The organism is Mesorhizobium sp. WSM4817 (assembly GCF_055811135.1).
In genome coordinates this window covers 13,298-39,283 of the sequence record NZ_JBVVQQ010000012.1, presented here as the reverse complement: position 1 = coordinate 39,283, position 25,986 = coordinate 13,298, and the positions used below count along the sequence as shown (strand labels likewise).

General features: G+C 61.9%; 30 protein-coding genes and 1 pseudogene. 20 read left to right on the top strand and 11 right to left on the bottom strand.

The genetic code is table 11. From position 1 onward, the window contains the following. The first annotated feature begins 5 nt into the window (after positions 1-5). The gene (locus AC0L2K_RS17585) at positions 6-458 is read left to right on the top strand and encodes a MarR family winged helix-turn-helix transcriptional regulator (protein WP_128172525.1); all 453 of its coding nucleotides are present in this window, start codon (positions 6-8) and stop codon (positions 456-458) included. A 108-nt stretch (positions 459-566) separates the two neighbouring features. Here the strand turns inward: AC0L2K_RS17585 and AC0L2K_RS17580 are convergent, their stop codons facing one another. After that, positions 567-1,178: a pyridoxamine 5'-phosphate oxidase family protein gene (locus AC0L2K_RS17580; RefSeq protein ID WP_473524361.1), complete on the bottom strand. Its 612-nt coding sequence runs from the start codon at positions 1,176-1,178 to the stop codon at positions 567-569. Positions 1,179-1,335: 157 nt separating this feature from the next. On the opposite strand from AC0L2K_RS17580, the gene AC0L2K_RS17575 reads away from it, so the two are divergent. Beyond that, positions 1,336-1,764 carry a nuclear transport factor 2 family protein gene (locus AC0L2K_RS17575; protein ID WP_473531934.1) on the top strand — a complete coding sequence of 143 codons (429 nt, stop codon included), beginning with the start codon at positions 1,336-1,338 and terminating at the stop codon, positions 1,762-1,764. A 23-nt stretch (positions 1,765-1,787) separates the two neighbouring features. On the opposite strand, the gene AC0L2K_RS17570 is transcribed toward AC0L2K_RS17575, so the two are convergent. Then, positions 1,788-2,141, bottom strand: coding sequence for a gamma-butyrobetaine hydroxylase family protein (locus AC0L2K_RS17570; RefSeq protein ID WP_023801862.1), 354 nt, complete (start codon positions 2,139-2,141; stop codon positions 1,788-1,790). 304 nt (positions 2,142-2,445) lie between these two features. On the opposite strand from AC0L2K_RS17570, the gene moaA reads away from it, so the two are divergent. The 10 genes from moaA (at position 2,446) to AC0L2K_RS17520 (ending at position 10,534) form a co-directional block, all read left to right on the top strand. Continuing rightward, on the top strand, positions 2,446-3,441 hold the full coding sequence (gene moaA, locus AC0L2K_RS17565; protein ID WP_473531933.1) for a GTP 3',8-cyclase MoaA: 996 nt from the start codon (positions 2,446-2,448) through the stop codon (positions 3,439-3,441). Between the two features lie 146 nt (positions 3,442-3,587). Beyond that, a complete protein-coding gene (locus tag AC0L2K_RS17560) occupies positions 3,588-4,508 on the top strand; it encodes a DMT family transporter (RefSeq protein WP_287241942.1) in 921 nt (306 codons plus the stop codon). Positions 4,509-4,569: 61 nt separating this feature from the next. Beyond that, entirely contained in the window at positions 4,570-5,079 is a 510-nt protein-coding gene (mobB, locus tag AC0L2K_RS17555; RefSeq protein ID WP_023801865.1) for a molybdopterin-guanine dinucleotide biosynthesis protein B, read from the top strand. Between the two features lie 214 nt (positions 5,080-5,293). After that, the gene (locus tag AC0L2K_RS17550; protein WP_023801866.1) at positions 5,294-6,076 is read left to right on the top strand and encodes an ABC transporter substrate-binding protein; all 783 of its coding nucleotides are present in this window, start codon (positions 5,294-5,296) and stop codon (positions 6,074-6,076) included. A gap of 114 nt (positions 6,077-6,190) precedes the next feature. Beyond that, positions 6,191-6,904, top strand: coding sequence for an ABC transporter permease (locus AC0L2K_RS17545; RefSeq protein ID WP_023801867.1), 714 nt, complete (start codon positions 6,191-6,193; stop codon positions 6,902-6,904). Continuing rightward, positions 6,901-7,734, top strand: coding sequence for an ABC transporter permease (locus AC0L2K_RS17540; protein ID WP_287241947.1), 834 nt, complete (start codon positions 6,901-6,903; stop codon positions 7,732-7,734). The genes AC0L2K_RS17545 and AC0L2K_RS17540 overlap by 4 nt, the downstream gene beginning before the upstream one ends. A gap of 63 nt (positions 7,735-7,797) precedes the next feature. Continuing rightward, the gene (locus AC0L2K_RS17535) at positions 7,798-8,667 is read left to right on the top strand and encodes an NAD(P)-dependent oxidoreductase (protein ID WP_473531996.1); all 870 of its coding nucleotides are present in this window, start codon (positions 7,798-7,800) and stop codon (positions 8,665-8,667) included. 8 nt (positions 8,668-8,675) lie between these two features. Further along, the gene (locus tag AC0L2K_RS17530) at positions 8,676-9,377 is read left to right on the top strand and encodes a DNA alkylation repair protein (RefSeq protein ID WP_023801868.1); all 702 of its coding nucleotides are present in this window, start codon (positions 8,676-8,678) and stop codon (positions 9,375-9,377) included. Beyond that, positions 9,340-9,900, top strand: a complete 561-nt coding sequence (locus AC0L2K_RS17525) for a GNAT family N-acetyltransferase (protein ID WP_473531932.1) — start codon at positions 9,340-9,342, stop codon at positions 9,898-9,900. The genes AC0L2K_RS17530 and AC0L2K_RS17525 overlap by 38 nt, the downstream gene beginning before the upstream one ends. Positions 9,901-9,964: 64 nt before the next feature. Continuing rightward, the gene (locus AC0L2K_RS17520) at positions 9,965-10,534 is read left to right on the top strand and encodes a DUF3299 domain-containing protein (protein WP_473531995.1); all 570 of its coding nucleotides are present in this window, start codon (positions 9,965-9,967) and stop codon (positions 10,532-10,534) included. 11 nt (positions 10,535-10,545) lie between these two features. Here the strand turns inward: AC0L2K_RS17520 and AC0L2K_RS17515 are convergent, their stop codons facing one another. From AC0L2K_RS17515 to AC0L2K_RS17500, 4 genes are all read right to left on the bottom strand, one after another. Continuing rightward, positions 10,546-11,037: an Lrp/AsnC family transcriptional regulator gene (locus tag AC0L2K_RS17515; protein ID WP_006333679.1), complete on the bottom strand. Its 492-nt coding sequence runs from the start codon at positions 11,035-11,037 to the stop codon at positions 10,546-10,548. 120 nt (positions 11,038-11,157) lie between these two features. Continuing rightward, on the bottom strand, positions 11,158-11,850 hold the full coding sequence (locus AC0L2K_RS17510) for a uracil-DNA glycosylase family protein (protein ID WP_287175080.1): 693 nt from the start codon (positions 11,848-11,850) through the stop codon (positions 11,158-11,160). Continuing rightward, positions 11,790-12,401, bottom strand: coding sequence for a glutathione S-transferase (locus AC0L2K_RS17505; protein ID WP_128169516.1), 612 nt, complete (start codon positions 12,399-12,401; stop codon positions 11,790-11,792). The genes AC0L2K_RS17510 and AC0L2K_RS17505 overlap by 61 nt, the downstream gene beginning before the upstream one ends. 139 nt (positions 12,402-12,540) lie before the next feature. Then, a complete protein-coding gene (locus AC0L2K_RS17500) occupies positions 12,541-13,164 on the bottom strand; it encodes a thermonuclease family protein (RefSeq protein ID WP_473531931.1) in 624 nt (207 codons plus the stop codon). Between the two features lie 75 nt (positions 13,165-13,239). Between AC0L2K_RS17500 and AC0L2K_RS17495 the strand changes: the two genes are divergently transcribed. Next, positions 13,240-14,760 carry a sensor histidine kinase gene (locus tag AC0L2K_RS17495; protein ID WP_128169514.1) on the top strand — a complete coding sequence of 507 codons (1,521 nt, stop codon included), beginning with the start codon at positions 13,240-13,242 and terminating at the stop codon, positions 14,758-14,760. A 133-nt stretch (positions 14,761-14,893) separates the two neighbouring features. Here the strand turns inward: AC0L2K_RS17495 and AC0L2K_RS17490 are convergent, their stop codons facing one another. Beyond that, on the bottom strand, positions 14,894-15,889 hold the full coding sequence (locus AC0L2K_RS17490) for a nicotinate-nucleotide--dimethylbenzimidazole phosphoribosyltransferase (RefSeq protein WP_128169513.1): 996 nt from the start codon (positions 15,887-15,889) through the stop codon (positions 14,894-14,896). A 183-nt stretch (positions 15,890-16,072) separates the two neighbouring features. Between AC0L2K_RS17490 and AC0L2K_RS17485 the strand changes: the two genes are divergently transcribed. Further along, positions 16,073-16,306 (top strand): DUF1289 domain-containing protein, encoded by a 234-nt coding sequence (locus AC0L2K_RS17485; protein ID WP_027151770.1) that lies wholly within the window; start codon positions 16,073-16,075, stop codon positions 16,304-16,306. Positions 16,307-16,313: 7 nt separating this feature from the next. After that, positions 16,314-17,018: a TIGR02281 family clan AA aspartic protease gene (locus AC0L2K_RS17480; RefSeq protein WP_128169512.1), complete on the top strand. Its 705-nt coding sequence runs from the start codon at positions 16,314-16,316 to the stop codon at positions 17,016-17,018. Between the two features lie 21 nt (positions 17,019-17,039). Here AC0L2K_RS17480 and AC0L2K_RS17475 read toward each other — a convergent pair whose 3' ends face one another. Continuing rightward, entirely contained in the window at positions 17,040-17,192 is a 153-nt protein-coding gene (locus tag AC0L2K_RS17475) for a hypothetical protein (RefSeq protein WP_473531930.1), read from the bottom strand. A 125-nt stretch (positions 17,193-17,317) separates the two neighbouring features. Next, positions 17,318-18,313, bottom strand: a complete 996-nt coding sequence (gene dusA / locus AC0L2K_RS17470) for a tRNA dihydrouridine(20/20a) synthase DusA (RefSeq protein ID WP_473531929.1) — start codon at positions 18,311-18,313, stop codon at positions 17,318-17,320. 102 nt (positions 18,314-18,415) lie between these two features. Between dusA and AC0L2K_RS17465 the strand changes: the two genes are divergently transcribed. Then, on the top strand, positions 18,416-18,514 hold the full coding sequence (locus tag AC0L2K_RS17465; protein ID WP_292396357.1) for a pyocin activator PrtN family protein: 99 nt from the start codon (positions 18,416-18,418) through the stop codon (positions 18,512-18,514). Between the two features lie 58 nt (positions 18,515-18,572). On the opposite strand, the gene AC0L2K_RS17460 is transcribed toward AC0L2K_RS17465, so the two are convergent. Further along, a complete protein-coding gene (locus AC0L2K_RS17460; RefSeq protein WP_473524373.1) occupies positions 18,573-21,422 on the bottom strand; it encodes an ATP-binding protein in 2,850 nt (949 codons plus the stop codon). Between the two features lie 189 nt (positions 21,423-21,611). Between AC0L2K_RS17460 and AC0L2K_RS17455 the strand changes: the two are divergent. The 4 genes and pseudogenes from AC0L2K_RS17455 to AC0L2K_RS17440 all read left to right on the top strand — a co-directional run bounded on the left by AC0L2K_RS17455 (position 21,612) and on the right by AC0L2K_RS17440 (position 24,671). Next, positions 21,612-22,884 (top strand): annotated as a pseudogene (locus AC0L2K_RS17455) (epoxide hydrolase family protein). A gap of 32 nt (positions 22,885-22,916) precedes the next feature. Next, positions 22,917-23,333 carry an organic hydroperoxide resistance protein gene (locus AC0L2K_RS17450; protein ID WP_023801884.1) on the top strand — a complete coding sequence of 139 codons (417 nt, stop codon included), beginning with the start codon at positions 22,917-22,919 and terminating at the stop codon, positions 23,331-23,333. A gap of 59 nt (positions 23,334-23,392) precedes the next feature. After that, the gene (locus AC0L2K_RS17445) at positions 23,393-24,451 is read left to right on the top strand and encodes an alpha/beta fold hydrolase (RefSeq protein WP_473531928.1); all 1,059 of its coding nucleotides are present in this window, start codon (positions 23,393-23,395) and stop codon (positions 24,449-24,451) included. 19 nt (positions 24,452-24,470) lie between these two features. Then, positions 24,471-24,671, top strand: coding sequence for a hypothetical protein (locus AC0L2K_RS17440; RefSeq protein ID WP_419693283.1), 201 nt, complete (start codon positions 24,471-24,473; stop codon positions 24,669-24,671). Here AC0L2K_RS17440 and AC0L2K_RS17435 read toward each other — a convergent pair. After that, the gene (locus AC0L2K_RS17435) at positions 24,655-25,983 is read right to left on the bottom strand and encodes an aspartate aminotransferase family protein (RefSeq protein WP_473524374.1); all 1,329 of its coding nucleotides are present in this window, start codon (positions 25,981-25,983) and stop codon (positions 24,655-24,657) included. The two genes, AC0L2K_RS17440 and AC0L2K_RS17435, sit on opposite strands and share 17 nt — an antisense overlap. Positions 25,984-25,986: the final 3 nt, after the last annotated feature.

Here is a 25,986-nt window from a genome sequence, read left to right as displayed (position 1 = left end):
CAAACATGAACATTAAACAAGAGCTGCCCTGGGACAACCCGCGTTTTCGCAACTGGGTCGCGGTGGCGCGCGCCTGCCATGCGCTGGAACGCACGCTGGCAGTGAAGCTAGCGCCGCTGGACCTGAAGCCGGCGCAGCTCGACGTGCTGATGAACCTTTACCGCCATCCCGGTATGTCGCAGCACGATCTCGCCCGCCGGCTGCTGGTCGGCCGTTCCAACATCACTATGCTTTTGCCGCAACTCGAGACACGCGGCCTGCTGCGCCGCGAAGGCGATCAGAAGGACAAGCGCGTGCTGCGCCTGACCCTGACCGAAGCCGGCACGGAACTGCTGATGCAGGCGCTGAAGGTCCACATGGCGCTGATCGAGAAAGCGATGAGCCAGTCGACGCCGGAGCAATGCGACATGATCGGCGAGCAGATGCGAAAGATTGCCGACGTGCTCAAGGAAGCATGACTGGAGCATCGGACCCAAAAGCCCGCCCTCGAGCCCGCCCCGGGGTGGATATCGGTTTTGGGAAAATCCGATGCTCAAACAAAGGATGGCGCTCGCGGAGCGACCCACTCACCACATCGACTTTTTCGCGCGCTCCGGCCATTCCCTGTCGTAAGCCTTGCCGTCGATGCCTTTCCGGCTGGTTATTTCCAGGATTTTTCCGGGTGTCGGCAGCGACTTCGGGTCGACATGCCTCGCCGGGTTCCACAGTTCCGATCGGACAATGGCGCGGGCGCACTGGAAATAGACCGAATCGACATGGATGACCGTGACCGAACGCGCCGGTCGGCCGTCGACGCTGAACGAGGCGCACAGCGCCGCATCCGTGGTGATGTGGGCGCGGCCGTTGACGCGCAGCGTCGTGCCGCAGCCTGGGACCAGGAACAACAGGCCGACGCGCGGATCGCGAATGATGTTTTTTAGCGAATCGGCACGGTTGTTGCCGCGCCGGTCCGGCATCATCAGGGTTTTCGGATCATGGATGCGGACGAAGCCGGCGAGATCGCCGCGCGGCGAGCAATCCAGGCCTTCCGGCCCGCTGGTCGCGAGCGCGGCAAAAGCCGAGGCCTCGATGAAGGCGGCGTATTCGGGGATCACATGGTCGAGTTCCTTGACCATCGAGGTCTCGCCGGGCAGGCCATAGAGCGCTTCGAGCTGCTCGACCGTGGTGATGACGGACATGTTTTCGCCTCCGAGTATCCGCAGCCGCTACTCCAATTCCGTGACGTCTTGACGACACGTGCTGCACCTCATTTCGACCGTCTGGAAACGGGTGTCGATCCCCCAATATTAAGGGGTAAGCCACGTTGATAGCACGATCCTGCAACGGAGACGGAAAATGGATAAACCCTTCGATCGGCGACGTACCGCCTTGGAACTTCTCGAAAATATGTTCGAGGCTGAGATGCGATTCCTGCAATCAGGGTCGGAGAGCCTCGATATCCTTGCCAGCGCGTTTCACGCGGAAGTTGTCGTGCATGAGCCGCAGTCCCTGCCCTATGCCGGCGACTGGAATGGCCTCGACGGCGTTGGCGCCCTTTTTCGCAAGGTGCGGGAAATCTGGAGCGACGTGACCGTGGAAAGCCTTCAGGCCGCCCAAAACGATGACATGGTATTCATGAGCTGCACACTTGCGCTGACATCGCGGGCCAATGGTGCAACCATCAAACAGCCATTTGCCGAAGTCTTGCGCTTCAAGGATGACCGGCTGATCGAAGGCACGCCGTTTTATTACGACACCAGCGAAATACTGGCGATCCTGCGTTGACCGAAGCGTCCCGCCCGAACCATTCAACGATCGCGGCTTAGCCCCTTCTCTTCCAGCTCGGCGAGATAGGCGGCCCAGCGTGCGTCCTTCTCATGACCCAGCGTATGCAGGTAATTCCAGGTGAAGATGCCGGTATCGTGGAAATCGTCGAAGGTGATGCGGACGGCATAGTTGCCGACCGGTTCGATCTTCAGGATCGCAACGTTGCGCTTGCCGGGAACGGTCACGCGCTGTTCGGGCGAATGGCCCTGCACTTCGGCCGATGGCGAGGCAACCCGCAGCAGCTCCGCCGGCAGCTCGAACGGCTGATGGCCAGGGAACGTTACGGTAAGCAGCCTGCGGTCCTTCGAGACCCTGAGTTCCTTCGGCGCCGTCATGGTGATAGGTTCCACATCATCTGTCCTTTCCCTACGCCGCTTCGCGCAGCGGGAAAAGGCCGCTTCGAAACTTCCGACACGATCTGTCGGCGGTGTGATGTTGCCTAATGCATGTCGCGCAAAATTGTGCAGCGGTTTTTGCGATAACGACATGCATAAAACAACAACCTAAAGCGCGTCGTATGAGGCCGGTCGAACGCGACGCGCTTTAGGAATCGGAACTTCTTGACTTGAATGGTTGGTTGGATCGTATCACATAGCCATATATAACGAAGCCGTTCGCAGCCACGGGAAACGCACCAGCATGGACATGATCGATCCTTTTGGTCGCACGATCAGCTATCTGCGCGTTTCGGTCACCGACCGCTGCGACTTCCGCTGCACCTATTGCATGGCCGAGGACATGGCTTTCCTTCCCAAGAAGGATTTGCTGTCGCTGGAAGAGCTCGACCGGCTATGCACGGTTTTCATTGAAAAGGGAGTCAGGAAACTGCGTCTTACCGGCGGCGAGCCGCTGGTGCGCAAGAACATCATGCATCTGGTGCGTCAGATTTCGCGTCATCTCGAAAGCGGCGCTCTGGAAGAACTGACGCTGACCACCAACGGCTCGCAGCTTTCGCGCTTTGCCGCTGAACTCGCCGATTGCGGGGTCAAGCGCATCAACGTCTCGCTGGACACGCGGGACCCGGAAAGATTCCGCCAGATTACCCGCTGGGGCAATCTCGACAAGGTCATGGACGGCATCGACGCCGCGCAGGCAGCGGGGCTGAAGGTGAAGCTCAATGCGGTGGCGCTGAAGGATTTCAACGACGCCGAGCTGCCCGAGATGCTGCGCTGGGCGCACGGCCGCGGCATGGAGTTGACGGTCATCGAAACCATGCCGATGGGCGAGATCGACGCCGACCGCACCGACCAGTATCTGCCGCTGTCGCTGCTGCGCGCAGCACTTGAGCGGCAGTTCACGCTGACCGACATCCCCTACAAGACCGGTGGCCCGGCCCGCTACGTCCACGTCGCCGAGACCGGTGGCAGGCTCGGCTTCATCACGCCGATGACGCATAATTTCTGCGAAAGCTGCAACCGCGTCCGGCTGACCTGCACCGGCACGCTCTATATGTGCCTCGGCCAGGAAGATGCCGCCGACCTGCGCGCACCGTTGCGTGCATCCGAAGGCAACGAACTGGTCGCCGACGCCATCGACGAAGCCATTGGCCGCAAGCCGAAGGGCCATGATTTCATCATCGACCGCCGCACCAACCGTCCGTCGGTATCGCGGCACATGAGCGTGACCGGCGGCTGATCTTCCTGGTCGCACCGCCGAAATAAATCCTGCCGCTCTTGCGAGGAGGTTGTAACGAGCCTCCGAGGCCGTGGACCAGCCCTTTGACGTTGCTGTCTTGCCGCCGGCTGGTAGAGGCTTGATGCAGGACCACAGTGGTAACGCCTTTGCTTTTTTCCCCAAATCTTCGCGGTGCACTGTTCATGGTGGTGGCGATGAGTGGTTTCACCCTCAACGACGCGATCACCAAAGTCGCGTCGGAATCCATGAACATGGCGCAGGTCATGCTGATCCGCGGCGCCTTCGCTTCGCTTTTCGTAGGCCTGCTTGCCTGGCAACGCGGTGCGCTTGCCCTGCCCGGCTCGATGCTGCAGCCGATGGTGGCGATACGCGTGATCGGCGAAGCCGGCGCTACCGCGTCGTTTCTCATCGCCCTTGCCCATCTGCCGATTGCCAATGTCTCGGCCGTGCTGCAGGCGCTGCCGCTGGCGGTGACGATGGGCGCAGCACTTGTGTTCAAGGAAGGCGTCGGCTGGCGGCGCTGGCTGGCCATCGCCATCGGCTTTGCCGGCGTGCTGATCATCGTGCGGCCCGGCTTCGAGGGGTTCAGCATCTATTCGCTGCTGGCACTGGCCTGTGTCGCCTGTTGTGCGGTGCGTGACCTCGCCACCAAGCGGATACCGCAAGCCATTCCGACATTGCTGGTGTCGACCACCACGGCAGTCGCCATGACCGTGCTCGGCGCGGCGCTGCTTTTGCCGATGGGCGGATGGACACCGATGACGGGGGAAAGCACGGCGTTCCTGGCATTGGCGGCAGTGCTCGTGGTCATCGGCTACCAGTTCATCATCATGGCGATGCGGGTGGGCGACATCTCGTTCATCGCGCCGTTCCGCTACACGGCCCTGCTCTGGTCGATCCTGCTTGGCCTGTTCATCTTCGGCGACGTTCCTGACCTGCCGATGATCCTCGGCGCCAGCATCATCGTCTGCTCCGGCCTCTACGCACTTTACCGCGAACGGATCGTCGGCCGGCGCAAGACAGCCGCCGAAAGCGCTGGACCTGATATGGCGCCGGACGGCATATAGGCTTGCCATTCGCCACGAGTGACCTTGTCCGTGTCGAGGGTCTGTTGCAGAGCATGAAGCCATGATGAGACGCGTCTTCGGTATCACCGGCTGGAAGAATTCCGGCAAGACGACACTGACCGAAAAGCTGGTCGCCGAACTCGTCCGGCGTGGCTGGAAAGTCTCGACGGTAAAACACGCCCATCATGCCTTCGACATCGACAAACCGGGGGCGGACAGTTTTCGCCATAGGCAGGCCGGGGCCACTGAAGTCGCCATCGTGTCGGACAGGCGCTGGGCGCTGATGCACGAATTACGCAGCGAGGACGAGCCGACGCTGGATGCGATCCTGTCGCGGCTCGGCACCGCCGACATCGTGCTGGTCGAAGGCTACAAGCGCGAGGCGCACAGCAAGATCGAGACGCGGCGGCTGGAGGCCAAGGACCAGGCACCGCTTTCGGCAAATGATCCGCACATCGTCGCCATCGCCGCCGACTTCACCATAGCCGACGAAAGCCTGCCCGTCTTCGATCTCGACGACACCAGATCGATAGCCGACTTCATCGAGCGCGCGACAGGTTTGACGCGCTGAGGGTACTGCCGAAGAAGGATCGGCCGCCCCCTGTTTCCCCGTTGCTATACCTGCCGCAACGTCAGCATTGTCCGGCAATGCGAAACCCGCAAGCAACGGTTTTACAGTTGCTTTTTCTTGGGAAAGAATGGGAGTATCGCGCCAGCGGGCGGTCAACAGAACCGCCCACAGAGCCGTTTAGAACGACGGCCGGGGACATACAGAGAGGACTATCATGCGTACTGCACTGCGTATAGCGCTCGCCGCATCGGCGGCGCTGCTGACATTGGGCGTTGCCCAGGCTCAAGAGAAAACCTTGAGGATCGGCTCGGAGGGAGCCTATCCGCCGTTCAACAACCTGACCGCTGATGGCCAGCTCGTGGGCTTCGACATCGATATCGCCAAGGCGCTTTGCGAGGAGATGAAGGTGACGTGCACTTTCGTCGCGCAGGATTGGGACGGCATCATCCCGGCGCTTCAGGCCGGCAAGTTCGACGCCATCGTCGCCTCGATGTCGATTACGCCGGAGCGTGCCGAGAAGGTCGACTTCACCAACAAATACTACAACACGCCGCCGGCCATCGCCGCGCCCAAGGACAGCGATATCAAAGGCGTGACCAAAGAGGACCTGGCCGGCAAGACGATCGGCGTGCAGGCGTCCACCACCCACTTCAATTATTCAACCAAGACTTATGCCGACAGCACAATCAAGCCGTACCCGACCGCGCAGGAATACCAGCTCGATCTCGCCAATGGCCGCGTCGATGCGGTCAACGACGACATCACTGTCATCGAAGGCTGGCTTGCCACGCCGGACGGCGCCTGCTGCAAGCTGATCGGCGCGATCACGCCCGACATCGAGATCCATGGTCCGGGCGCCGGCATCGCGGTACGCAAGGGCGATACCGCGTTGGTCAATCAGTTCAATAAGGCGATTGACGCCATCCGCGCCAACGGAAAGTACAAGGAAATCAACGACAAGTACTTCAAGTACGACGTCTACGGCGGCGAGTCCTGATCCTTCCGGGTTGACGGCGAACGGCGGGACATCCCCGCCGTTTGCGCAAGGCGCGGCGCGCCAGGGGCTGACGCCGCGCTCTCAAAAAAAGCATAGAGGAGAACAGGCAGGCGGATGCAAAGCGTTTGGACGCTGCTCAGTTGGGGACCCGAAGGCTGGCTCGACGACATCGCCTATGGTGTCTTCATCACCGTTTTGCTTGCAGCCGCGACCCTGCCTGTCGGTCTGATGATCGGCTTTCTGGTCGCACTGGCCAAGCAATCCAACGAACCGTCGCTGCGGCTGGCCGGCAATATCTACACCACGATCTTTCGTGGATTGCCTGAGCTGCTGACCCTGTTCATGATCTTTTACGGCGCGCAAATCGGCATCCAGCAATTGATGCGCCTGTATGACCCGACCGCCGCGGTCGAAGTGAATGCTTTCGTTTCCGGCATGATCGCGCTCGGCGTCGTCTTCTCATCCTACGCCAGCGAGGTCTTCCTCTCGGCATTCCGCGCCATCCCGAAGGGACAGTATGAGGGCGGCTATTCGGTTGGCCTGTCGGGCGGGCAGACGATGCGACTGGTGGTGCTGCCGCAGCTTATCCGCATCGCCCTGCCGGGTCTTGCCAATCTGTGGCTTATCTTGCTCAAGGACACTGCGTTAGTTTCGGCGATTGGCCTTGCCGATATTCTGCGGCAGACCGGTGTTGCTGCCCGCGTGACCAAGCACGCCTTCCTTTTCTATGGATTTGCGGCCCTTATCTATCTGCTCCTCGCCATCATATCGTCTTTCGGCATCAATGCCATTGAACGCAGGGTTGGCCGACAACAGGTGCAACGATGAGTGCGGCAGCGGCCGACGTGGCGACCAAGGTCGAAAAACCGCCGGCAATCCCGCGCGGCTGGTCCCGGCAACGTGTATTGGGATATGCGTTGGTCGGTCTCTGGATCGTGCTCGGCATCGGCATGATTGTATACTTGGTCGAGGCTTGGAATTCCGAACTCTTCCAAAAATACGCCCCGGGCTACATCTCTGGCCTGGGAGTGACCCTCACGCTTGTCGCTGTGTCGATCGTATTGGGAGCCGTTCTTTCAGTTCCTGTCGCGTACGCGCGGATGTCCAGGAACCGGACCCTGTCCAGCTTTGCCTACGCTTACGTCTACTTCTTCCGCGGCACTCCGCTTTTGACCCAAGTCTTTCTTATCTACTATGGAGTGGGTTCGTTTCGACCGGCACTTGAAGCTGTCGGCCTGTGGGGCTTTTTTCGCGAAGCTTGGTACTGCGCCATTTTCTCGTTCACACTCAATACAGCAGCCTATCAGGCTGAGATCCTGCGCGGCGCAATCGAGAGCGTGCCCAGGGGCCAGTGGGAAGGCGCTGCCTCGCTTGGCCTGCACAAATTGCAAACACTGCGCAAGATCATCCTGCCACAGGCATTGATCGTGGCGCTGCGCCCCTACGGCAACGAGATCATCCTAATGATCAAGGGCTCGGCCATCGTAGCCCTCATCACCGTCTATGATCTGATGGGCATCACGAAGCTTACCTATTCGCGGACTTTCGACTTCCAGTCCTATGTCTGGGCGGCGATCATCTATCTGATCATTGTCGAAACGCTGCGCCACGTAGTCGAATGGATCGAACGGCGCATTACGATCCATCTGCAACGCTGACTCCCATCGCTTTGCCTGATCCGCTAAGAAGGCCGGAAAACAGGATTGAAGGGATTCGAAAACATGGCATCGGTGGCATTTCTCGGTCTTGGCGTCATGGGCTATCCAATGGCCGGACATCTCAGGAACAAGGGCGGCCACGACGTTACCGTCTACAACCGCACCAAAGCAAAGGCCGAGCAATGGGTTGCCCAGTATGGCGGCAGTGTTGCCAACACGCCGGCTGAGGCCGCCGACGAAAAGGACTTTGTCTTTTGCTGCGTTGGCAATGACGATGATTTGCGCGCGGTGACGATTGGAGCCGAGGGTGCGTTCCAGTCGATGAAGAAGGGAGCCATCTTCATCGACAACACCACGGCCTCGGCTGAAGTCGCGCGCGAACTGGCGGAGAAGGCGCAAGTTCGCGGTTTCTCGTTCCTCGACGCACCGGTCTCCGGCGGTCAGGCCGGCGCCGAAAACGGCATCCTGACCGTCATGGTCGGCGGCGAACAGAAAGCCTTCGAGCAGGCGAAGCCTGTCATCGATGCCTATGCCCGCATGGTCGGGCTGATGGGCCCGGCCGGCTCGGGCCAACTCACCAAGATGATCAACCAGATCTGCATCGCCGGCCTTGTCCAAGGGCTGGCCGAAGGTATTCATTTCGGAAAGAAGGCTGGGCTCGACATCGAAAAGGTCATCGAGGTGATCTCCAAGGGCGCGGCCGGCTCATGGCAGATGGAGAACCGCCACAAGACGATGAATGCCGGCAAATATGATTTCGGCTTCGCCGTCGACTGGATGCGCAAGGATCTCGGCATCTGCCTGGCGGAGGCCGACCGCAACGGCGCCAAGCTGCCGGTGACGGCACTTGTCGACCAGTTCTACAAGGATGTGCAGGGCATGGGCGGCAAACGCTGGGACACGTCTTCGCTGCTGGCGCGATTGGAGAAGTAGGTTTTGTCGTGGCCGAGCTTTCGCCTCAATCCAGCGCCGAGGAGATTGTCGCCCATCTGCGCTCGATCGGCTCGCAGGAGAACCGCCTTGGCATGCTGCGCTACGGCATCAAGATCGAACGTGCGCTCGGAATCTCGCATGGCGTGCAGAGGCAGATTGCCAAGAAAATCAAGCGCAACCATGAGCGTGCCTTCGAACTATGGGAGTCGGGCATCATGGAAGCGCAGTTCATCGCTTCCGTCACAGCCGATCCGAAGCGGTTTTCTGCTGCGGATGCAAGACGATGGGCGGCGACTTTCGACTCGTGGGATATCGTCGACGGCGTCTCCGATCTCTTTGTCGATACGGATTGCTGGAAGGAGCTGATAGAAGAGTTCGCGGCCGACGAACGCGAGTTCGTTCGACGCACGGCCTTTGCCATGATGGCCTGGTCGGTCGTCCACCGGAAGAAGGAGCCAGAGACGACCTTCCTCGACTTCCTGCCGATCATCGAAGCGCACGCCAGCGATGCCCGTAATTTTGTGAAGAAGGCAGTGAACTGGGCGCTTCGCTCTATCGGCAAGCGGTCGATGAATTTGCACGGCGCTGCCCTTGCCCTGGCACAGAAGCTTGCCGGATCGACCGACAAGACGGCGCGCTGGATCGGCAAGGACGCTGCACGGGAGCTTTCCGATGCCAAGACGCTCGAGCGGCTCGCCAGGAAAGGCTGACCGGAGCCAAATCCGCTTTACTGAGGTGACGCGATCCACGCGCGCCGATTTCGAAAACCTGTTCGAGCAGGCGGGCGGCCCGAAATATTGCTGGTGCATGGCCTGGCGCCACCTCGAAAACCGCGAGCACGCGTCCAACGATGAGCGGAGACGGGCCATGATGGCGCTCATCGAAGCCGGCACGCCGGTCGGTATCGTTGCCCATGCCGAAGGCAACACCGTCGGCTGGTGCTCCGTGGCGCCACGCGAGACCTATCGCAAGCTGTCGCAGGCGCAGGACGACAGCGAGGCGGGCGTGTGGTCGATCGTCTGCTTCTATGTGCCGAGGGCGTCGCGCGGCCGTGGACTGGCAAGCGCCTGCTCGACGCGGCCATCGATCACGCCTTCGCCAACGGCGCCAGGACCATCGAGGCCTATCCAGTCGACCAGGCGTCGCCGAGTTACCGTTTCATGGGCTTTCGAGAGATGTTCGTGGCCCGCGGATTCCATGAGATCGGCATGGCTGGCTCGCGCCGGCATGTGATGCGGCTCCAACGTTGACGCTGTCGGCGACGGCAGCTTTACTCCTGTCAAATGGAGAGCACACGGTGAGCAATCGTTTCAAATCGACAGCGGCGCTGGCGGCCGTGCTGATTTCCATAGTGGCGGGCAGCGCTTCCGCCGAAACCGCGCGCATATTCTGGAAGGACCTGCGCCCGGCGACCCAGCCCGCTGCCGAAAGTGTCGGATTGCCGATGGTCGCGGCAAAAATGCCTGACCGTGGCGAGACGCTGTCTGTCAATTTGCGAGACAAGGCCATTCAACTGGTGGGCTACGCGCTGCCGCTCGATCGGGACGGCGATCTCGTCTATCAGTTCCTGCTGGTGCCGTGGACAGGGGCGTGCAGCCACATGCCGACGCCGCCGCCCAATCAGATCGTCCTCGTCACGCCCGCCCGCCCCTACAGAATGTCGCAAGCCTATCAGCCGGTTGCCGTGACCGGCGCGCTGGAGCCGGGCATGGAGAAAAGTCAGCTCTTCATCCTTGACGGTGTCAGCGTGATCCAGTCGGGTTACACCGTACGCAAGGCGGAGGTGACGGATGTCGATCTCGTGCCGGACACGATCACGCTACCGGCAAACTCGCCGTGGAGTTTCCTCAACAAAAAGAAGAACTAAGCGAAAACTCCTCAGGCCGCGTTGGCGCCCGATTCCTTGTCCAGAACCATGTAGTCGAGCGGCATTTCGGTCGTGTATTTGATCTGCTCCATGGCAAACGACGACGAGACGTCGCGGATCTCGATCTTGGCGATCAGCCGCTTGTAGAAGGCGTCGTAAGCAGCGATGTCGGGCACCACCACGCGCAAGAGATAGTCGACGTCGCCGCTCATCCGGTAGAACTCGACCACTTCCGGAAATTCCTGGATGACCTCCGAAAAGCGGCGCAGCCACTCATGGCTGTGCGAATTGGTGCGGATCGACACGAACACGGTGACGCGCACATTGACCTTTTCATGATCGAGGATGGCGACGCGCCGCTTGATGACGCCTTCCTCCTCGAGCTTCTGGATGCGCCGCCAGCAGGGCGTGGTCGACAGTCCGACTTTCTTGGCGACATCGGCGACCGCGAGCGTCGCGTCCTCCTGCAAGAGGCGGAGGATTTTTCTGTCAAGGCGGTCCATTTGGGTGCTCCCACGGGGATAGATCAGGAATAGATTGGCTATAGTCCTTCTTATTTGGGCCATTCACAAGAAAGAAATTCTGTCAGATGGCGCAAAAGCGAGTGATTTCTTGCTTACGCGTCAGCCGAGGCGATAGCGGATTTCCGATCTCAGAAACGGCAGCAAATCCATTTCAAACCACGGATTGCGCTTCAGCCAGCCGGTGTTGCGCCACGACGGATGCGGTAGCGGCAGCACTTTCGGGATGGTGGGCGCATCCCAGATGGTGCGCCAATCCATCACCGTCTCCGTCAGCGAGGGCCGGCGCGCGGCGCCCATGTGCCAGGATTGCGCATAGAGGCCGATCGTCAGCACCAGGTCGATATGCGGCATCAGCGCCATCAGCGGCGCACGCCAGGCCGCTGCACATTCGCGGCGCGGCGGCAGGTCGCCGCCCTTGGCATCCTGGCCGGGAAAGCAAAAGCCCATCGGCACGATGGCGAATTTTGTCGTGTCGTAGAATTCTTCGCTGCTGACGCCCAGCCAGTCCCGCAACCGATCGCCGGAGGCGTCGGTGAACGGCGTGCCTGACATATGCACCTTGGTGCCCGGTGCCTGGCTGGCAATCAGGATACGGGCGCTCGACGACGGCCTGAGCACCGGGCGCGGCTCATGCGGCAGCGGCTGGCCGACCGGGTTTTCGACGCAGATTCGGCAGGCGCGCACCCTCGCCGCGAAGTTTTCCAGCTCTCGATCATGCCTGGGGCTCATCCTCAGGCCGCGGCGCTCGGCCGGCTGGAGATCGCCTGATGCCAGCGCAGCACGTTGACACAGTCTTCCGGCACCTTGATGCGCGCCGGCTTCATGAAGTCGATGGCAATCAGCCCGGTGATGTCGGCGATCGAATAGGCGTCGCCGGCGACGAATTCGCGGTTCGCCAGTTCGTCGTCGAGGAGTTTCAGGAATTCAAGGGCTTTCAGCTTGTTGGCCTCGCCCCATTCGGGGATTTGCGGAATTTCCCATTCCTTCATCGCCGGATGGACGTGGCGGAACGCGGCGCTGACGCAGTTGAGCAAGTTGAGCTCCATCCGTCTTTGCCACATCTCGACCAGCGCCTTGCCGAGCGCGCCGCGGCCGAACAACGCCGGTTCCGGGTGCAGTTCCTCGAAATAGCGGCAGATGGCGACGGATTCGGTGATGACGGTGCCGTCGTCGAGTTCGAGCACCGGCAGGCGCTGCAGCGGGTTGCGCGAACTGACCGGCTGCTCTCTGTGCTCCAGTGCGCCCATGTCGACGGGCACCAGCGGAACCTCAAGCCCCTTTTCAGCGAGGAAGACGCGAACCCGCCGTGGATTGGGCGCCCGGCCGCCGTCGAAGAGTTTCATCCCATCCTCCTTTCGCCTCGGCCCGACAACCGGAATCGATTGCCGGAAAGCACGACGCGAAGATCCAAAAATCTCAGCGCATGGCTTGTGCGTCCGACTGGACGCACGTCGTTCTGTTGCAACACTATAGGATTGACCATCACCAGAAGCGAAAAATTTCTCGTAAGCCATCGCCGATCGAAGCCAAGCGACCGTGCTTTCTTTCGACCACTTCGTGATCGCGGCTCTCGCGCCAATCGTGCGGCTCGTCGAAAGTGCCGGCCCAGATGCCGGCCTTGCCTGATCGGGCAGCGGCCTCCTCGGTTTCGAAATCGCCATAGGCAACTGCCCAGCCGGCCTCGACCTGGGCGCGGTTGAGATCCTTGCCGCCGGCGTTGCAATCGCCGAGCAGCCGGCGGTATCGGTCGCGCTGCCAGCCGGTGCAGGAGACGGGTTTGCCTGCTATCAGACGTACCAGCGACTGCCGCGCCAGCTTGCCGCAGGGATAGTCGGCGCCGTCCTTGCGGCAGATCTGCGAATATTCTGGCGCATCAATGCCGCGCATGCGGATGCGCTCGGTACCGAGCGTGATCGTATCGCCGTCATTGACGACGGCGGCACCCTCAGCCTTGCGCGTCTCGATCCGATCAAGGCGCGCCGCCAGAAGGATCAGCAGACCGAGGACAAGCACGGCCAGTGCATAGTCCACCAGCCGGCGCCAAAGGCTTCGCGGCTGCGGCGGGACGTATCGCAGTCCCGGCCGCCGCGACCACGAACCGCTCATATGGCAAACCGTTGGTTAATCATTCGAACGTAGCTTAACAATTTGAAACCGCTGCCCGCATAAATTGAAGTCTCCATGCCCTCGCAACGTTCGACCACAGCGGACAAGTTTATTGTGGACCGCCGGAAACCCCATCGCAACAGCGATGTGGCGCGCGCGGTGCGCAAGACGCGCGACCGTCTTTCGCAGCAGGCCGGAAATCCTGATTTCGACCGCGAGCTGTTGAAACTCCACGCCCGTGCAATGATAGGCGGCGCGATCATAGTTCCGCTTCTCGTCCTGGCTACCGCCGCGACCGGTCTGTTTGCTGGCGTCGGAAAGGCAATTGGCGTCTGGGCGCTTCTTATACTCATCTGCTACGCCATCGTTGTGTTCATGGCGAGGCGCGTCGACCGAACGGAAGCTGCCGAACTCAACCCGCTGCAAACGCACCGTGATTTCCTGATAGGCCATTTCCTTTGCGGCCTGGGCTGGGCCTGGTTTGCCTGGCTCGGTTGCGACGCCTGCCAGGTCGACCAGTTCCAATTGGCCAAGGCGGTGGTGCTGCTGCTTGCCATGGCGGCGACCGCGATCACGGCGTCATCGTTGCGCGGCGCGTTGCTGGCGACTTTTGCCGTACCGGTGGCCGCCTATGCCTATGCCGGCGCCAGGCAGTGGATGCCGGTCGAGTTGATCATGGCCGGATTGCTGATTGTCTCGCTGCCCTTCTTCGCCTATGTGGCGCGCCGCCTCAATCGCTCGTCCTTGATGCTGCTCTCGTTCCGCTCCGAAAAGGACGCGCTGATTGCCGAATTGGACACGGCGAAATCGATGTCGGACGAAGCGCGCCGTCGGGCGGAGGACGCCAACCTGGCAAAGTCGCGGTTTTTGGCCTCGATGAGTCATGAGTTGCGGACGCCGCTCAACGCCATTCTCGGTTTCTCCGAGGTGATGGCGAACGAGGTGCTCGGACCGATGAGCAATCCGACCTATCGCGACTATGCTCGCGACGTCCATGACTCTGGCCAGCATCTGCTCGACCTGATCAACGAAATCCTCGACCTGTCGCGCATCGAAGCGGGCCGCTACCAGCTCAACGAAGAGCCGATGATGCTGCTGTCCGTCGTCGAGGATTGCTGTCACATGATGGAGCTGAAGGCGCGCAACAAGGACATCCGTATCATCCAGGATTTCGAACACGCCTTGCCGCGCCTGTTCGCCGACGAACGCGCGGTGCGACAGATCGCGCTCAATCTTTTGTCGAACGCAATCAAGTTCACCGGAACAGGCGGCGAGATCCGCGTGCGCGTCGGCTGGACGGCGGGCGGCGGCCAATACTTCTCTGTTAAAGACAATGGGCCCGGCATTCCGGAAGACGAGATTCCGGTCGTGCTGTCCGCCTTCGGCCAGGGCTCCATCGCCATCAAGAGCGCCGAGCAAGGCACCGGGCTTGGCCTGCCGATCGTCCAAAGCCTGCTCGCCATGCATGGCGGCGAGTTCGAACTCCATTCCAAACTGCGCGAAGGCACCGAGGCGATCGCCATCTTTCCATTGAGCCGGGTGATGGAGGAATTGCCGGCGCTGCCGACCAGGGCCGTTGCTGCGCGCCGGCGATAGACGCTTAATGCATGTCGCGCAAAAGCATGCCCTCGGGCCTGACCCGAGGGTGTGCAGCGGTTTTGCGATAACGACATGCGTAAAAACAACAACCTGAAGCGCGTCGCATGAGGCGGGTCGAACGCGACGCGCTTTAATGCAGCGCCGCTGCCATGCCCGAGGCGGTGAGCGCAGCGGCTTTGACCAGGCCGGCCGCAAGTGCCGCCCCTGCCCCCTCGCCGTGGCTGACGCCGAGATCAAGCAGCGGGCGCAAGCCGAGCCGCTCGGCGGCCCGAGCATGCGCAGGCTCTGGCGACAGGCTGGCGAGCAGGCAATGATCGAGCGCAGTGGCGTCGGCGGCATGCAGCGCCGCCGCAGCGGCTGTCGCCACCAATCCATCGAGCAGGACGGGGATCTTCTGCGTCCGGGCGGCGAGGATGGCGCCGGCAATCGCTGCGAACTCACGGCCGCCAACCCGGCGCAACGCATCCAGCGGATCCCTGAGACTTGTGCCGTGGAAGGCTAGCGCGGCATCGACCACTTCCGCCTTGCGCACCCGCATCGATCCATCGGCGCCCGATCCGGATCCGACCCAATCTGCGCCACTGCCGCCAAACAGTGCGGCAAGCAAGGCCGCGGCGACGGTGGAATTGCCGACGCCGAGGTCGCCAAGGCAAAGCAGATCGGCGCCGCCGGCGATCGCCTCCATACCGAAGGCCATGGTGGCGGCACAGCCGCGCTCGTCGAGTGCCGCGTCCTCGGTGATGTCGGCGGTTGGAATGTGCAGCGCAAGATCGAACACTTTCAGCCCGAGATTATTGGCGATGCAGATCTGGTTGATCGCCGCACCCCCGGCCGCGCAAAGCTCGACGGCGTTCGCCGTGGCAGCGACAGGCCGTGGCGAAATGCCGTGGCGAGCGACGCCGTGATTGCCGGCGAAGATCGCCACCAGAGGCCGGTTCACTGCCGGCGGCGCGCGGCCGCTCCAGGCGGCCAGCCAAGCCGCGATGTCCTCGATGCGGCCGAGCGAACCTTTGGGTTTGTCGACCCTGGCAAACAGCGCACGGACGCGGGCTTCGGCTGCCGTGTCGGCTCGCGGCAGGGTCGCCAGAAGATTGCGAAAATCGTCGAAGGGCAGCGCGCTGGTCATGTCGTTGATGATCGTTCCCGGAATTGGTGACCGGCATAGCCGCCTTGCTCGGCCGGCACAACTGCCTGCACTGACGCGAACGCGGCTGCCGGCGGCGCATTCCGGAGGGCTTGCATTGGCGTTGCCGTTACACCATGTGGAGGCGAGACGAGGGATTCCTGACGGAACCCTGAGAGAATAAACATGACGGCCATCGAATCCCCATGCGTCCTGGTCTGTTCGATCGATATGAAAACCGGCTTCTGCTTCGGTTGCGGCCGTACGCGCGAGGAAATCGGCGCCTGGATCGAGATGACCCCTGAGATCCGCCGCAGCGTCATGGCCGAGCTGCCGGCCCGGCTGGAAACGGTTGAGCGCAGACCGCGCCGCGAAACCCGCCGCACCCGCCTGGCGCGCGAACGCGACGCTCTCTCGTGAGCCACATATGAACCGGGTTTTCTGGGTTTTGATGATCCTGATCGGGGTAGGCGTTGTCCTGCTCATGCTCAACGATTCCGCCGGCAGCACATTCGGCGTCGAGAATTACGATTTCAGCCGGCTGATCTGGCTTGCCGCACTGGTCGCGCTCATCGGCGCCGGCCTGCTCAGATCAGGCAGGCCCTTGGGCACGATGGCCCGCAGCCTGGGCACCTGGGCCGTCATCGTGCTCGCACTGATCGCCGGCTACCAGTACCGTTATGAATTGCAGGATTTCGCCAGCCGGGTGACGGCCGGCCTTGTTCCCGGCAGTCCACTGGCGTTGGGCCTCGACGACGGCCATGCCACGGTGACCCTGGACAAGGCCGGCAATGGCCATTTCGAAGCGCGCATCATGGTCAACGGCACGCCGGTCCGGGCTGTGGTCGATACCGGCGCAACCAGCACCGTCTTGACCGCGCAGGACGCGCAAGCCGCCGGCTTCAACCCAGCCGCTCTCAATTTCACCATACCGGTTTCCACCGCCAACGGCATGGCGCGCGCCGCCGTCGTGAGAACCGACGAATTGGCGATCGGCGGGATCGTGCGCAAGGACATGCCGGTCATGATCGCCGCGCCCGGCATGCTCGGTCAGAGCCTGCTCGGCATGAACTTCATCGGCTCATTGTCCGGATTCGACGTGCGCGGCGACCGCATGATCTTGCGCGATTGAACAGTCAGGCCACTGCGCCGCTCAGTGAGCGTTAAGCATCTCGACCGCTTGATCAAACCGGCCGTCCCGCTCTGCCCAGCGCAGGAAGCCCACGCACTCCACCAGGATCTCCTTCGGCGTCGGCTCCCGGCTGAACAACGCCATCGCTTCGTCGACAAACGCATCGAGCGGCATGTAGTCGTCGCGCCTCGACTGGCCGGGTGCCGCCGAAGCGCGATGCGATGCGCGCTCGATCCATGTCGCACGCGATCAAAGACTTGGAACAAGCGCAATCGATCGCATGATCTTGCGCGAGACAGTCAGGCTGCTTCGGCGTCCGTCCCGCCAAGATCGACTGCGGCGAAAGCTGCCTTCAGCACATCGGGTCCGGCGCCGGGCCTTGTCGCATCGGTCGAAAGGATCTGCCGGTAACGGCGCGCACCGGGCAGGCCGTGGAACAGGCCGACCATGTGACGGGTGACATGGCCAAGCCGCCCGCCCCGCTCGATATGGCGTGCCGCATAATCCGCCATCGCATCGATCAGCGCGGCAAAATCGAGCGTTTTGGGTGTGTCACCGTAAAACGCGGCGTCGACGCCTGCCAGAATGCCCGGCGTGTGGTAGGCGGCGCGGCCGAGCATGGCGCCATCGACATGATCAAGGTGGTCAAGCGCCTCCTCAAGGGATTGAATTCCGCCGTTGATCCCGATGAATTTGTTTGGTTTTTTGGTTTTTAGCCGATACACCCTGTTGTAGTCGAGCGGCGGGATGTCGCGGTTTTCCTTCGGGCTCAGCCCTTCCAGCCACGCCTTGCGGGCATGCACCCACAGCGCGTCGGCGCCGGCCGCGAAAACCCCGTCCGCCAGCGCATCGAGCGCCGGCTCGGGATCCTGCTCGTCGACGCCGATGCGGCATTTGACGGTGACGGGAATGCCGACAGACGCCTTCATCGCCGCGACACAATCGGCGACCAGGTCAGGCGCCTTCATCAGGCAGGCGCCGAACGTACCCGACTGGACGCGGTCGGACGGGCAGCCGACATTGAGGTTGATCTCGTCATAGCCGAACGCTTCGCCGATGCGGGCCGCCTCGGCAAGCTTCTGCGGATCGGAGCCGCCGAGCTGCAACGCCGCCGGATGTTCCGTAGCATCGAAGCCGAGCAAGCGCTCGCGCTCGCCGTGGATGACCGCGTCGGCGACGACCATCTCGGTGTAGAGCAAGACCCGGCGCGTCAACTGACGATGGAGGAACCGGCAATGCCGGTCCGTCCAGTCCATCATCGGCGCAATGGCAAATTTGTTATATTCTTCAATCATTTATATATAGTTTTTAAACCACACTGAATTTGGACAGACTGATACTGCCGGCCTCTATGATATGTGACTCATTTCATTCTACTTTTCAAAGCGTAATCATCAATGTCACTCAACACCGCTTTTCTGCTCATGGCACAATACAATGGTAAGGCAATCATTCCGCTCGATGAGGTCCGTCGCGATCCCTTGGCACATTTCTGACTTGTTTCTATTCGCACCGTCTAGCTGGCAGACACTTGGCTCACGTAGCGGAGCCAGACTAACTCTGCGTCGCGAGCAGACGTGCAGCTGACTTCAGATCAGCAGTATCCAAACCCTCAACGAAGCGCTCGAACCGCGGCTGGAGATGCGCCCGGGCGGTTTCGTGTTGTCTGCGATCGATCAGAAGGGTAGCCAGGTCGATCGCGGCGCGCAGCTCCCACCCCCACGCGCCCCAACCCTGACTCATTTCGAGAGACCGCCTGAAGTAGGTTTCAGCCTCGTCGGCGCCAGACTGCACTGACGCCAAAACAAGGCAGCCCTTCACGCGCAGCAACTCCGGCATATAGCAGAGATCTCCGTTTGCCTCGACCGACAGGATCGTGTCGTCGAGCAGTGCGAGGGCCTCCGCGAGCCGGCCCGTGGCGGCAAGGCCTTGAACGAGCGCGACGTTGAGCGGAGTGGTGAGCAGTTCGTAGGGTGCTGCGTGGAGCTCCGCGAGACTGCGTTGCAGACTCTCGATTCCCTTCTCCGCATCGCCTCGACGAATGGCCAGTTCTCCCTTGAAGCCTCGTCCTAGCGCCAGATACGGTCCGAGCGAGTGGGGTTCCGCACGCAAGCAGAGACGGTCTATATGCTCGTCCGCGCGGTCGAGATCGCCGACCCAAAGGAACACGGAAACGGCCCAGACAAGAGCGATCGAAAGCGTCAGCGGATGGTTCAGGATCTCGGCGTCCTTGATCGTCAGCAGCGCGCGTTCCACCGCCCGATCCGGATGGCCTTGCAGCCAAAGCGTTCTTGCCAGGATCGCGCCGGCCAGGATTCTCCCGTCGAAGCCGAGATAGTTGGTCGTGGTCCGACCGGAACGCGGCCCGTATCGCAATGCTGCCGCAAGCGAGGTCTGGGCGCGAGCTAGTTCTCCATTGAGGTGAAGCGATATTCCCATCAACGAATGCGCCAATGTCGTGGAGACGGAGTCTTCCAGCGCGTCGGCAATGACGGTGCAACGCTCCGCGTAGCGGAGCGCGGCCCTGAAATCTCCCGTACGCAAATGGAACATCTGCAGCGGCCCGAGAACCTGAATCTGGTCGAGCGCATCGCTGCGCTGCTCGGCAATGGAGAAGCTTCTGTTCAGCGCCACGCGCGCTGCGTCCCTTCCCCCGTGCGTGAACATCAGGGAAACTCCAAGGGCCGCCTGAAGGTGCATCTCCTCGCGTCCGCTGCGCATGGAGTCGTCGAGAGCGAAAATTGCCCGGGAGCTCCAGCGATGGCACTCGGTGAGCAAGGACATCGACAGGAAAAGCGGAGCAGCGGCGGCGGCAAGACGAATGCCGAGCCTGGCATCCCCGTTGGATCCGAAACACCAATCCAGAGCCCCACGCACATTGGCAAGGCCCGCGAGGTGCAGTGATCGTTGCGACGCGCTCGACAACGTAGGCCACTCATTCCCCGTATCCTCCAGCCATCGCAGACAGTACGTCGCGTGCCGGGCGGCCAGTTCCGTGAGTTCCGCATCCTGGACCTCGAACTGAAGGGCATAAGCCCGCGTCGTATCGAGCAGTCGATAGCGCATCGTTGCACCGGCTGGCCTCGCCGCGACGATCGACTTCGCCACGAGGCTATCGATGGCGCTGAATACGAGCGCATCGTCCACGGTCGGGCTCGTTACTATTGTCAGCGCGGCATCGATCGAAAAATGACCGACGAAAACGGCAAGCCGGCGAAGCACCAGGCGCTCGAATTCGGACAGAAGCCCGAAGCTCCAGTCCAGAGTAGCCTGAAGTGTCTTCTGGCGCGGCGGTGCGCTGCGCTGCCCCGGCCACATGAGGGCCAGGCGTTCGTCGAGAAGCATCGCGGTCTTCTGCAGGCCGTAGCTCGCAACCCGTCCTGCTGCCAGTTCGATGGCAAGTGGTACGCCATCAAGCTTCCGGCAGATGTGCGCCACGACCCCCGCATCCGAATCGTCGAGGTCAAGACGAGCACCGCTCGCTGCTGCGCGCTCCAAGAACAGCTCGGTCGCAGGGAACGCCTGCGCGACTGCCGCGGTGGGTTCCAGATCGTCCGGCGGGTAAGCAAGCGGCGCCAGCTTGTAGACGTGCTCGCCTTCGACCTGGAGAGCCTCCCGGCTCGTCGCCAGGATGTGGGCCTGCGGCGCGGAAGCGAAGATACGGGCGGCCAGGTCTGCCGCCGCGTCTATGACATGCTCGCAGGTATCCAGGATCAGGAGGATTCTCTTGTCAGCCAGGTATGTGATGAGAGCGGACGTGGCGTCGTCAGACTGAAGCGACAGGCCCAGCATCGAGGCTACAGTCGGCGCAACCAGGTTGGGATCATTCAGCGCGCCAAGATCGACGAAATGCACGGCGCCGGCAAACGCATCGACGACGTGATGCCCGGCCGCCACTGCAACGGTGGTCTTGCCGACCCCACCCGTGCCGACGATCGTGACGAAGCGCGCGGCCGCCAGCTCCGCGGAAAGCGCGGCCGTGTCGTCGGTTCGCCCAACCATGCGAGCTAGTTGGCTCGGGAGGTTGGCCTGCGGGTAGCTGGCGGCAGCCTCGCTTCGCGCATCGTTGCGACCACCCGATCGCGAGACCGGCGCCACGAAGCAATAGCCCCGGCCCTTCAAGGTAGCGATGTAGCGCGCGCCGTCCTTGCCGTCGCCCAACGCCTTTCTGAGATTGGCCATGTGAAACCGCAGACTACCCTCCTCGACGGTGACGTCGGGCCAGACGTTCGCCAATAAATCCCTCTTGCTGATCACCTCGTTGGAGCGGGCAGCCAAAGTAGCCAGGATATCGAAAGCGCGCCCGCCCAGATCGACGGTGGTGCCTTGCCGCAAGAGCAGCCGTTCGCGGACGGCAAGCGTAAAGGGACCAAATGATATCGTATCGGTTGCAGGCCCTGTCATGACACTCCCTTCGCAGCCTGCTCATGCAGGCGACCACTCACCTATGAGAACAACAAAAGTGGGGGCTTCGCTGCAAGCCTGCATTCGCCGACGAGCGCTAACGTTGCATAACGGGCGCTTCGGGCGATCTCCTTCTATGTGTCGAAAGCAGCAAGAACCTCTCTGCCGACGGACCCAAGGAAAACGACCATGCCCGCATCATCGCCATCGCTCACGCGACGAAGCCTGCTTGCCGCATCAGCGGCCACAGGCGCCTTGAGCCTGCTTCCAGCAATGGCGCGCGCGAGCGTCGATAGTGAAGCCGTCCGTCCCTTCCGCGCCGGCATTCCGGAGGAGGCAATCGTCGGTCTCCGCCGACGTCTGGCAACGACGCGCTGGCCCTTGCGGGAAACAGTTACGGATCAGTCCCAAGGCGTGCAGCTCGCAAAGCTCCAGGATCTCCTTCGATACTGGATGACCGATTACAACTGGCGGAAGGTCGAGGCGAAGCTCAACGCTCTGCCTATGTTCGTCACCGAAATCGACGGCCTCGCTATCCACTTCATCCACGTCCGGTCCCGCCATGAGAATGCTATGCCGATGATCATGACGCATGGCTGGCCCGGCTCGATCTTGGAATTCATGAAGGTCGTCGGTCCGCTGACAGATCCCACGGCCCATGGCGGCGCGGCGGAAGACGCATTCCATCTCGTCGTGCCGTCGATACCTGGCTTCGGCTTCTCCGGGAAACCGACGGAGGCTGGCTGGGGCTCAGACCATATCGGCCGTGCCTGGGGCGTGCTGATGAGGCGGCTGGGTTACGACCGCTACGTCTCGCAGGGTGGCGACTGCGGTTCGGTCATCTCCCATCGCATGGCGCTGCAGAAGGTGCCTGGGCTCATTGGCATACACGTCAACATGCCGGGTACCGTGCCGCCGGAAATTGCATCGGTGCTGGCGGCCGGCGGGCCGACGCCGAGCGGACTGACCGAGAAGGAAAGTGCGGCATTCGATGCGCTCGACACCTTCTACAAGGACAGTTCCGGCTGCCGCCATGATGGTGACGCGGCCACAGACCATCGGCTACTCCCTGGTGGATTCACCTGTGGGTCTTGCCGCCTGGATCTACGAAAAGTTCGCGCAGTGGACCTATAACGGTGGCGACCCCGAGCGGGTTCTGACCAAGGACGAGATGCTCGACGACATCTCGCTCTACTGGCTCACTGAATCCGGAACCTCCGCGGCGCAGATCTACTGGGAAGACCACTCCAACAATTTCAATGCCGTGGACATTGCCGATCTTCCGGTCGCCGTGACGGTATTCCCCGGCGAAATCTACTGCGCGCCGCGAAGCTGGACCGAGCGCTGCTACCACAACCTCATCTATTTCCATGAGGCCAAGGCCGGCGGGCATTTCGCTGCCTGGGAACAGCCGGAAATCTTCACGCAGGAGGTCCGTGCAGCTTTCAAATCGCTGCGCTGATCGAAGATCCGATGTCATACAGGATGCATGCCATGACTACCCAAGCAAAACGACTCTACACAGCGAAGGTGCACACAACGGGCGGCCGGGAGGGCGGCTCACGCAGTTCCGACGGCAGGCTGGACATCAGGCTCTCGACGCCCGGCGGCGCGGGCAGCGGCACCAATCCCGAACAGCTTTTTGCTGCCGGTTGGTCGGCATGTTTCGAGGGCGCGATGGCGATCGCCGCGCGCAAAATGAACGTCGTGCTGCCAGCAGACCTTTCGATCGATGCGGAGGTTGATCTCAACAGCGGCGACGGCGCCTTCTTTCTCAGCGCCCGGCTCAATGTGAGCCTGCCAGGGATGGATCGCAACGACGCCCGGGCCGTTGTCGATGCTGCTCATCAGACCTGTCCCTACTCGAAGGCCACGCGCGGCAACATCGAAGTCGAAATTAACCTGATCTAGTCCCTCGGTTTCGGCACTGCCGCGACAGCCCTGGAAACATGAACAAAGGTAGTAGTCCCATGAACGCAATCAATATTCCGGAAGTCGTCGACCATCATCGCCGACGCCTGTTCGGCATCGCGGCCGCGACCGTGGCGTTGGCTCAGTTAGGAGCGGTCCGAACCTCCACTGCTCAGGGCGGGACGCAGACGACATTAGCCGGCGGGACAGGATCGCGAAACTCACTCGCATCGCTGAAGCAGATCGAGGCTGGTCTGCTCACCGTCGGGTATGCCGAGGACGGCCCGGCGGATGGGCCACCCGTCATACTGCTGCACGGCTGGCCCTACGACATCTACAGCTATGTCGATGTCGCGCCGCTGCTTGCAGGAGCCGGCTATCGGGTCATCATGCCCTATCTGCGCGGCTACGGCACGACGCGGTTCCTGTCGGATGCCACTCTTCGCAACGGCCAGCAGGCTGCGCTGGCGGTCGATATCATCGACCTGATGGATGCCCTGGGCGTCGAAAAAGCGATCGTCGCCGGCTACGACTGGGGCGCGAGGACGGCAAATATCCTTGCCGCGCTCTGGCCGGAGCGCTGCAAGGCCATGGTTTCGGTCAGCGGCTATCTAATCGGCAGCCAGGCGGCCAACAAGGCGCCGCTACCGCCACAGGCCGAACTGCAATGGTGGTATCAGTTCTATTTCGCGACCGATCGTGGCCGTGCCGGCTATGCGCAATACACGGACGACTTCGCCAAACTGATCTGGCGGCTCGCCTCACCGCGCTGGAACTTCGACGATGCGACCTTCGCCAGAAGCGCCGCTGCGTTCAAAAACCCCGACCACGTCGACATCGTCGTCCACAACTACCGTTGGCGGCTCGGCCTTGCTGAAGGCGAGCGCCGCTATGACGAACTGGAGGGAAAGCTTGCCAAGCGCCCGGAGATCGACGTGCCAACGATCACGCTGGAGGGCGACGCGAATGGTGCGCCACATCCCGATCCCGACGCCTATGCGAAGAAATTCTCCGGCAAGTACGAGCATCGGCTGATCACCGGCGGCATCGGGCATGACCTGCCGCAGGAGGCGCCTGATGCCTTCGCCACGGCCATCATCGATGTCGACAAGTTCTGAACGCGGACGGAGCGAGCGCATGAGACGCAATCTTGCAATTGCAGCCGTCATCGCCGTGTCGATCGCTTTCGCTATCGGCTGCGTTGAGATCGACAGCGTTCGAGCTAAGAACGCGGAAGCCTCGCCGATCTACGGCGTGACGATCCCGGTCGGTTACCGCAGCTGGGAACCAGGACCTGGCCACCTGGTCGCAGGCATGCGGTCTAGCCTGCGACCTTGATGAGCGCCCGCTCCATGGCTGCAAGGAAGATGTCGACATGCTCGGCCTGGCAAACGAGCGGCGGGCGCACTTTGAGCGAATCCTCGTTGGCCCCTGTCGTGCTGACAAGGACGCCGTCGTCGCGCAGTGCGTTCACGACATCCAGCGCCATTGCCCGCCGGCTTGCCGCCGGGGCACCCTCACGCCCGATGTCGATGCCAAAGAACAGACCGGCGTTTCGGATAGCGCGAACTCCATATGGCTGCTGTGCGATTTTCTCCAGCCCGGCTCGGAGGCGCTGGCTCATGGCAAGCGCTTTCTGGGGGATCTGGTCGCGCTGCAGGATCGCCAGCACGGCGTCGGCGGTCGCTATGCCAACCGTATTTCCGGCGAACGTGTTGGAGTAGCGAGCGGTTGCGCCAAATTGCTCCATCGGTGCTTTGCGACCAACGACCGCGCCAATTGGAAATCCGTTGCCCATCGGCTTGCCGAGGGTAGCGAGATCGGGAACGATCCCGTGCCGTTCAAAGCCCCACATATGAGCGCCGGTTCGCCCAAAACCCGGCTGAACCTCGTCGGCGATGACGAGACCACCTGCCTCCCGCACCGCCGCAACTCCGCCGGCGATGAAGCCGGGGGGATCGACCCATACGCCATCGCTGGAAAAAATACTGTCGATGAGCAGGGCCGCAACGCCGATGCCACGACGGTTCAGATCTACGATGGCCGCGCGTACTTGCGCCTCGAAAAAGTCCGCAGCCTGGGCTTCCGGCACACCCTCCGGCCCCGGCAGGGAAACCATGCGCACGAATGGGCTGAGCTTGACGGCGTCGCCCAGGTTCGGGGAAACCGCGGCGACAGCCGCGCTGGTGCCGTGATAGGCGTAGCTCGAGACGATCACGCCTTCATTGCCGCTCGCAAATCGCGCGATACGCAGGGCCAGATCGTTGGATTCACTTCCCGTGCAGGTAAAAACCACCCGGTCGAGCTCGCTTGGGAAAGTGTCGACCAGTCGCTCGGCATAGTCGACAAGTTTTGGCTCGAGATAGCGCGTGTTGGCGCTTATCCGGCCCGCCTGTTCAGCCATTGCGGCGTTTACTTCTGGGTGGCAATGGCCGAGCGACGGCACGTTGTTGTAGAAATCAAGATAGGCACGCCCGTCAGGGTCGTAGAGCCACATGCCTTCGCCGCGAACGAAGTGCACGGGCCGGCGGTACTGAAGCCGATAGGAGGCCCCAAGTACTTCGTCACGGCGAGCAATGAGCTCGGACTCGCGCCTCGGAAGATCGGATTCGCCGGGCCTGTAGCGATTAGGCATGAGATCTGTGGACATGTG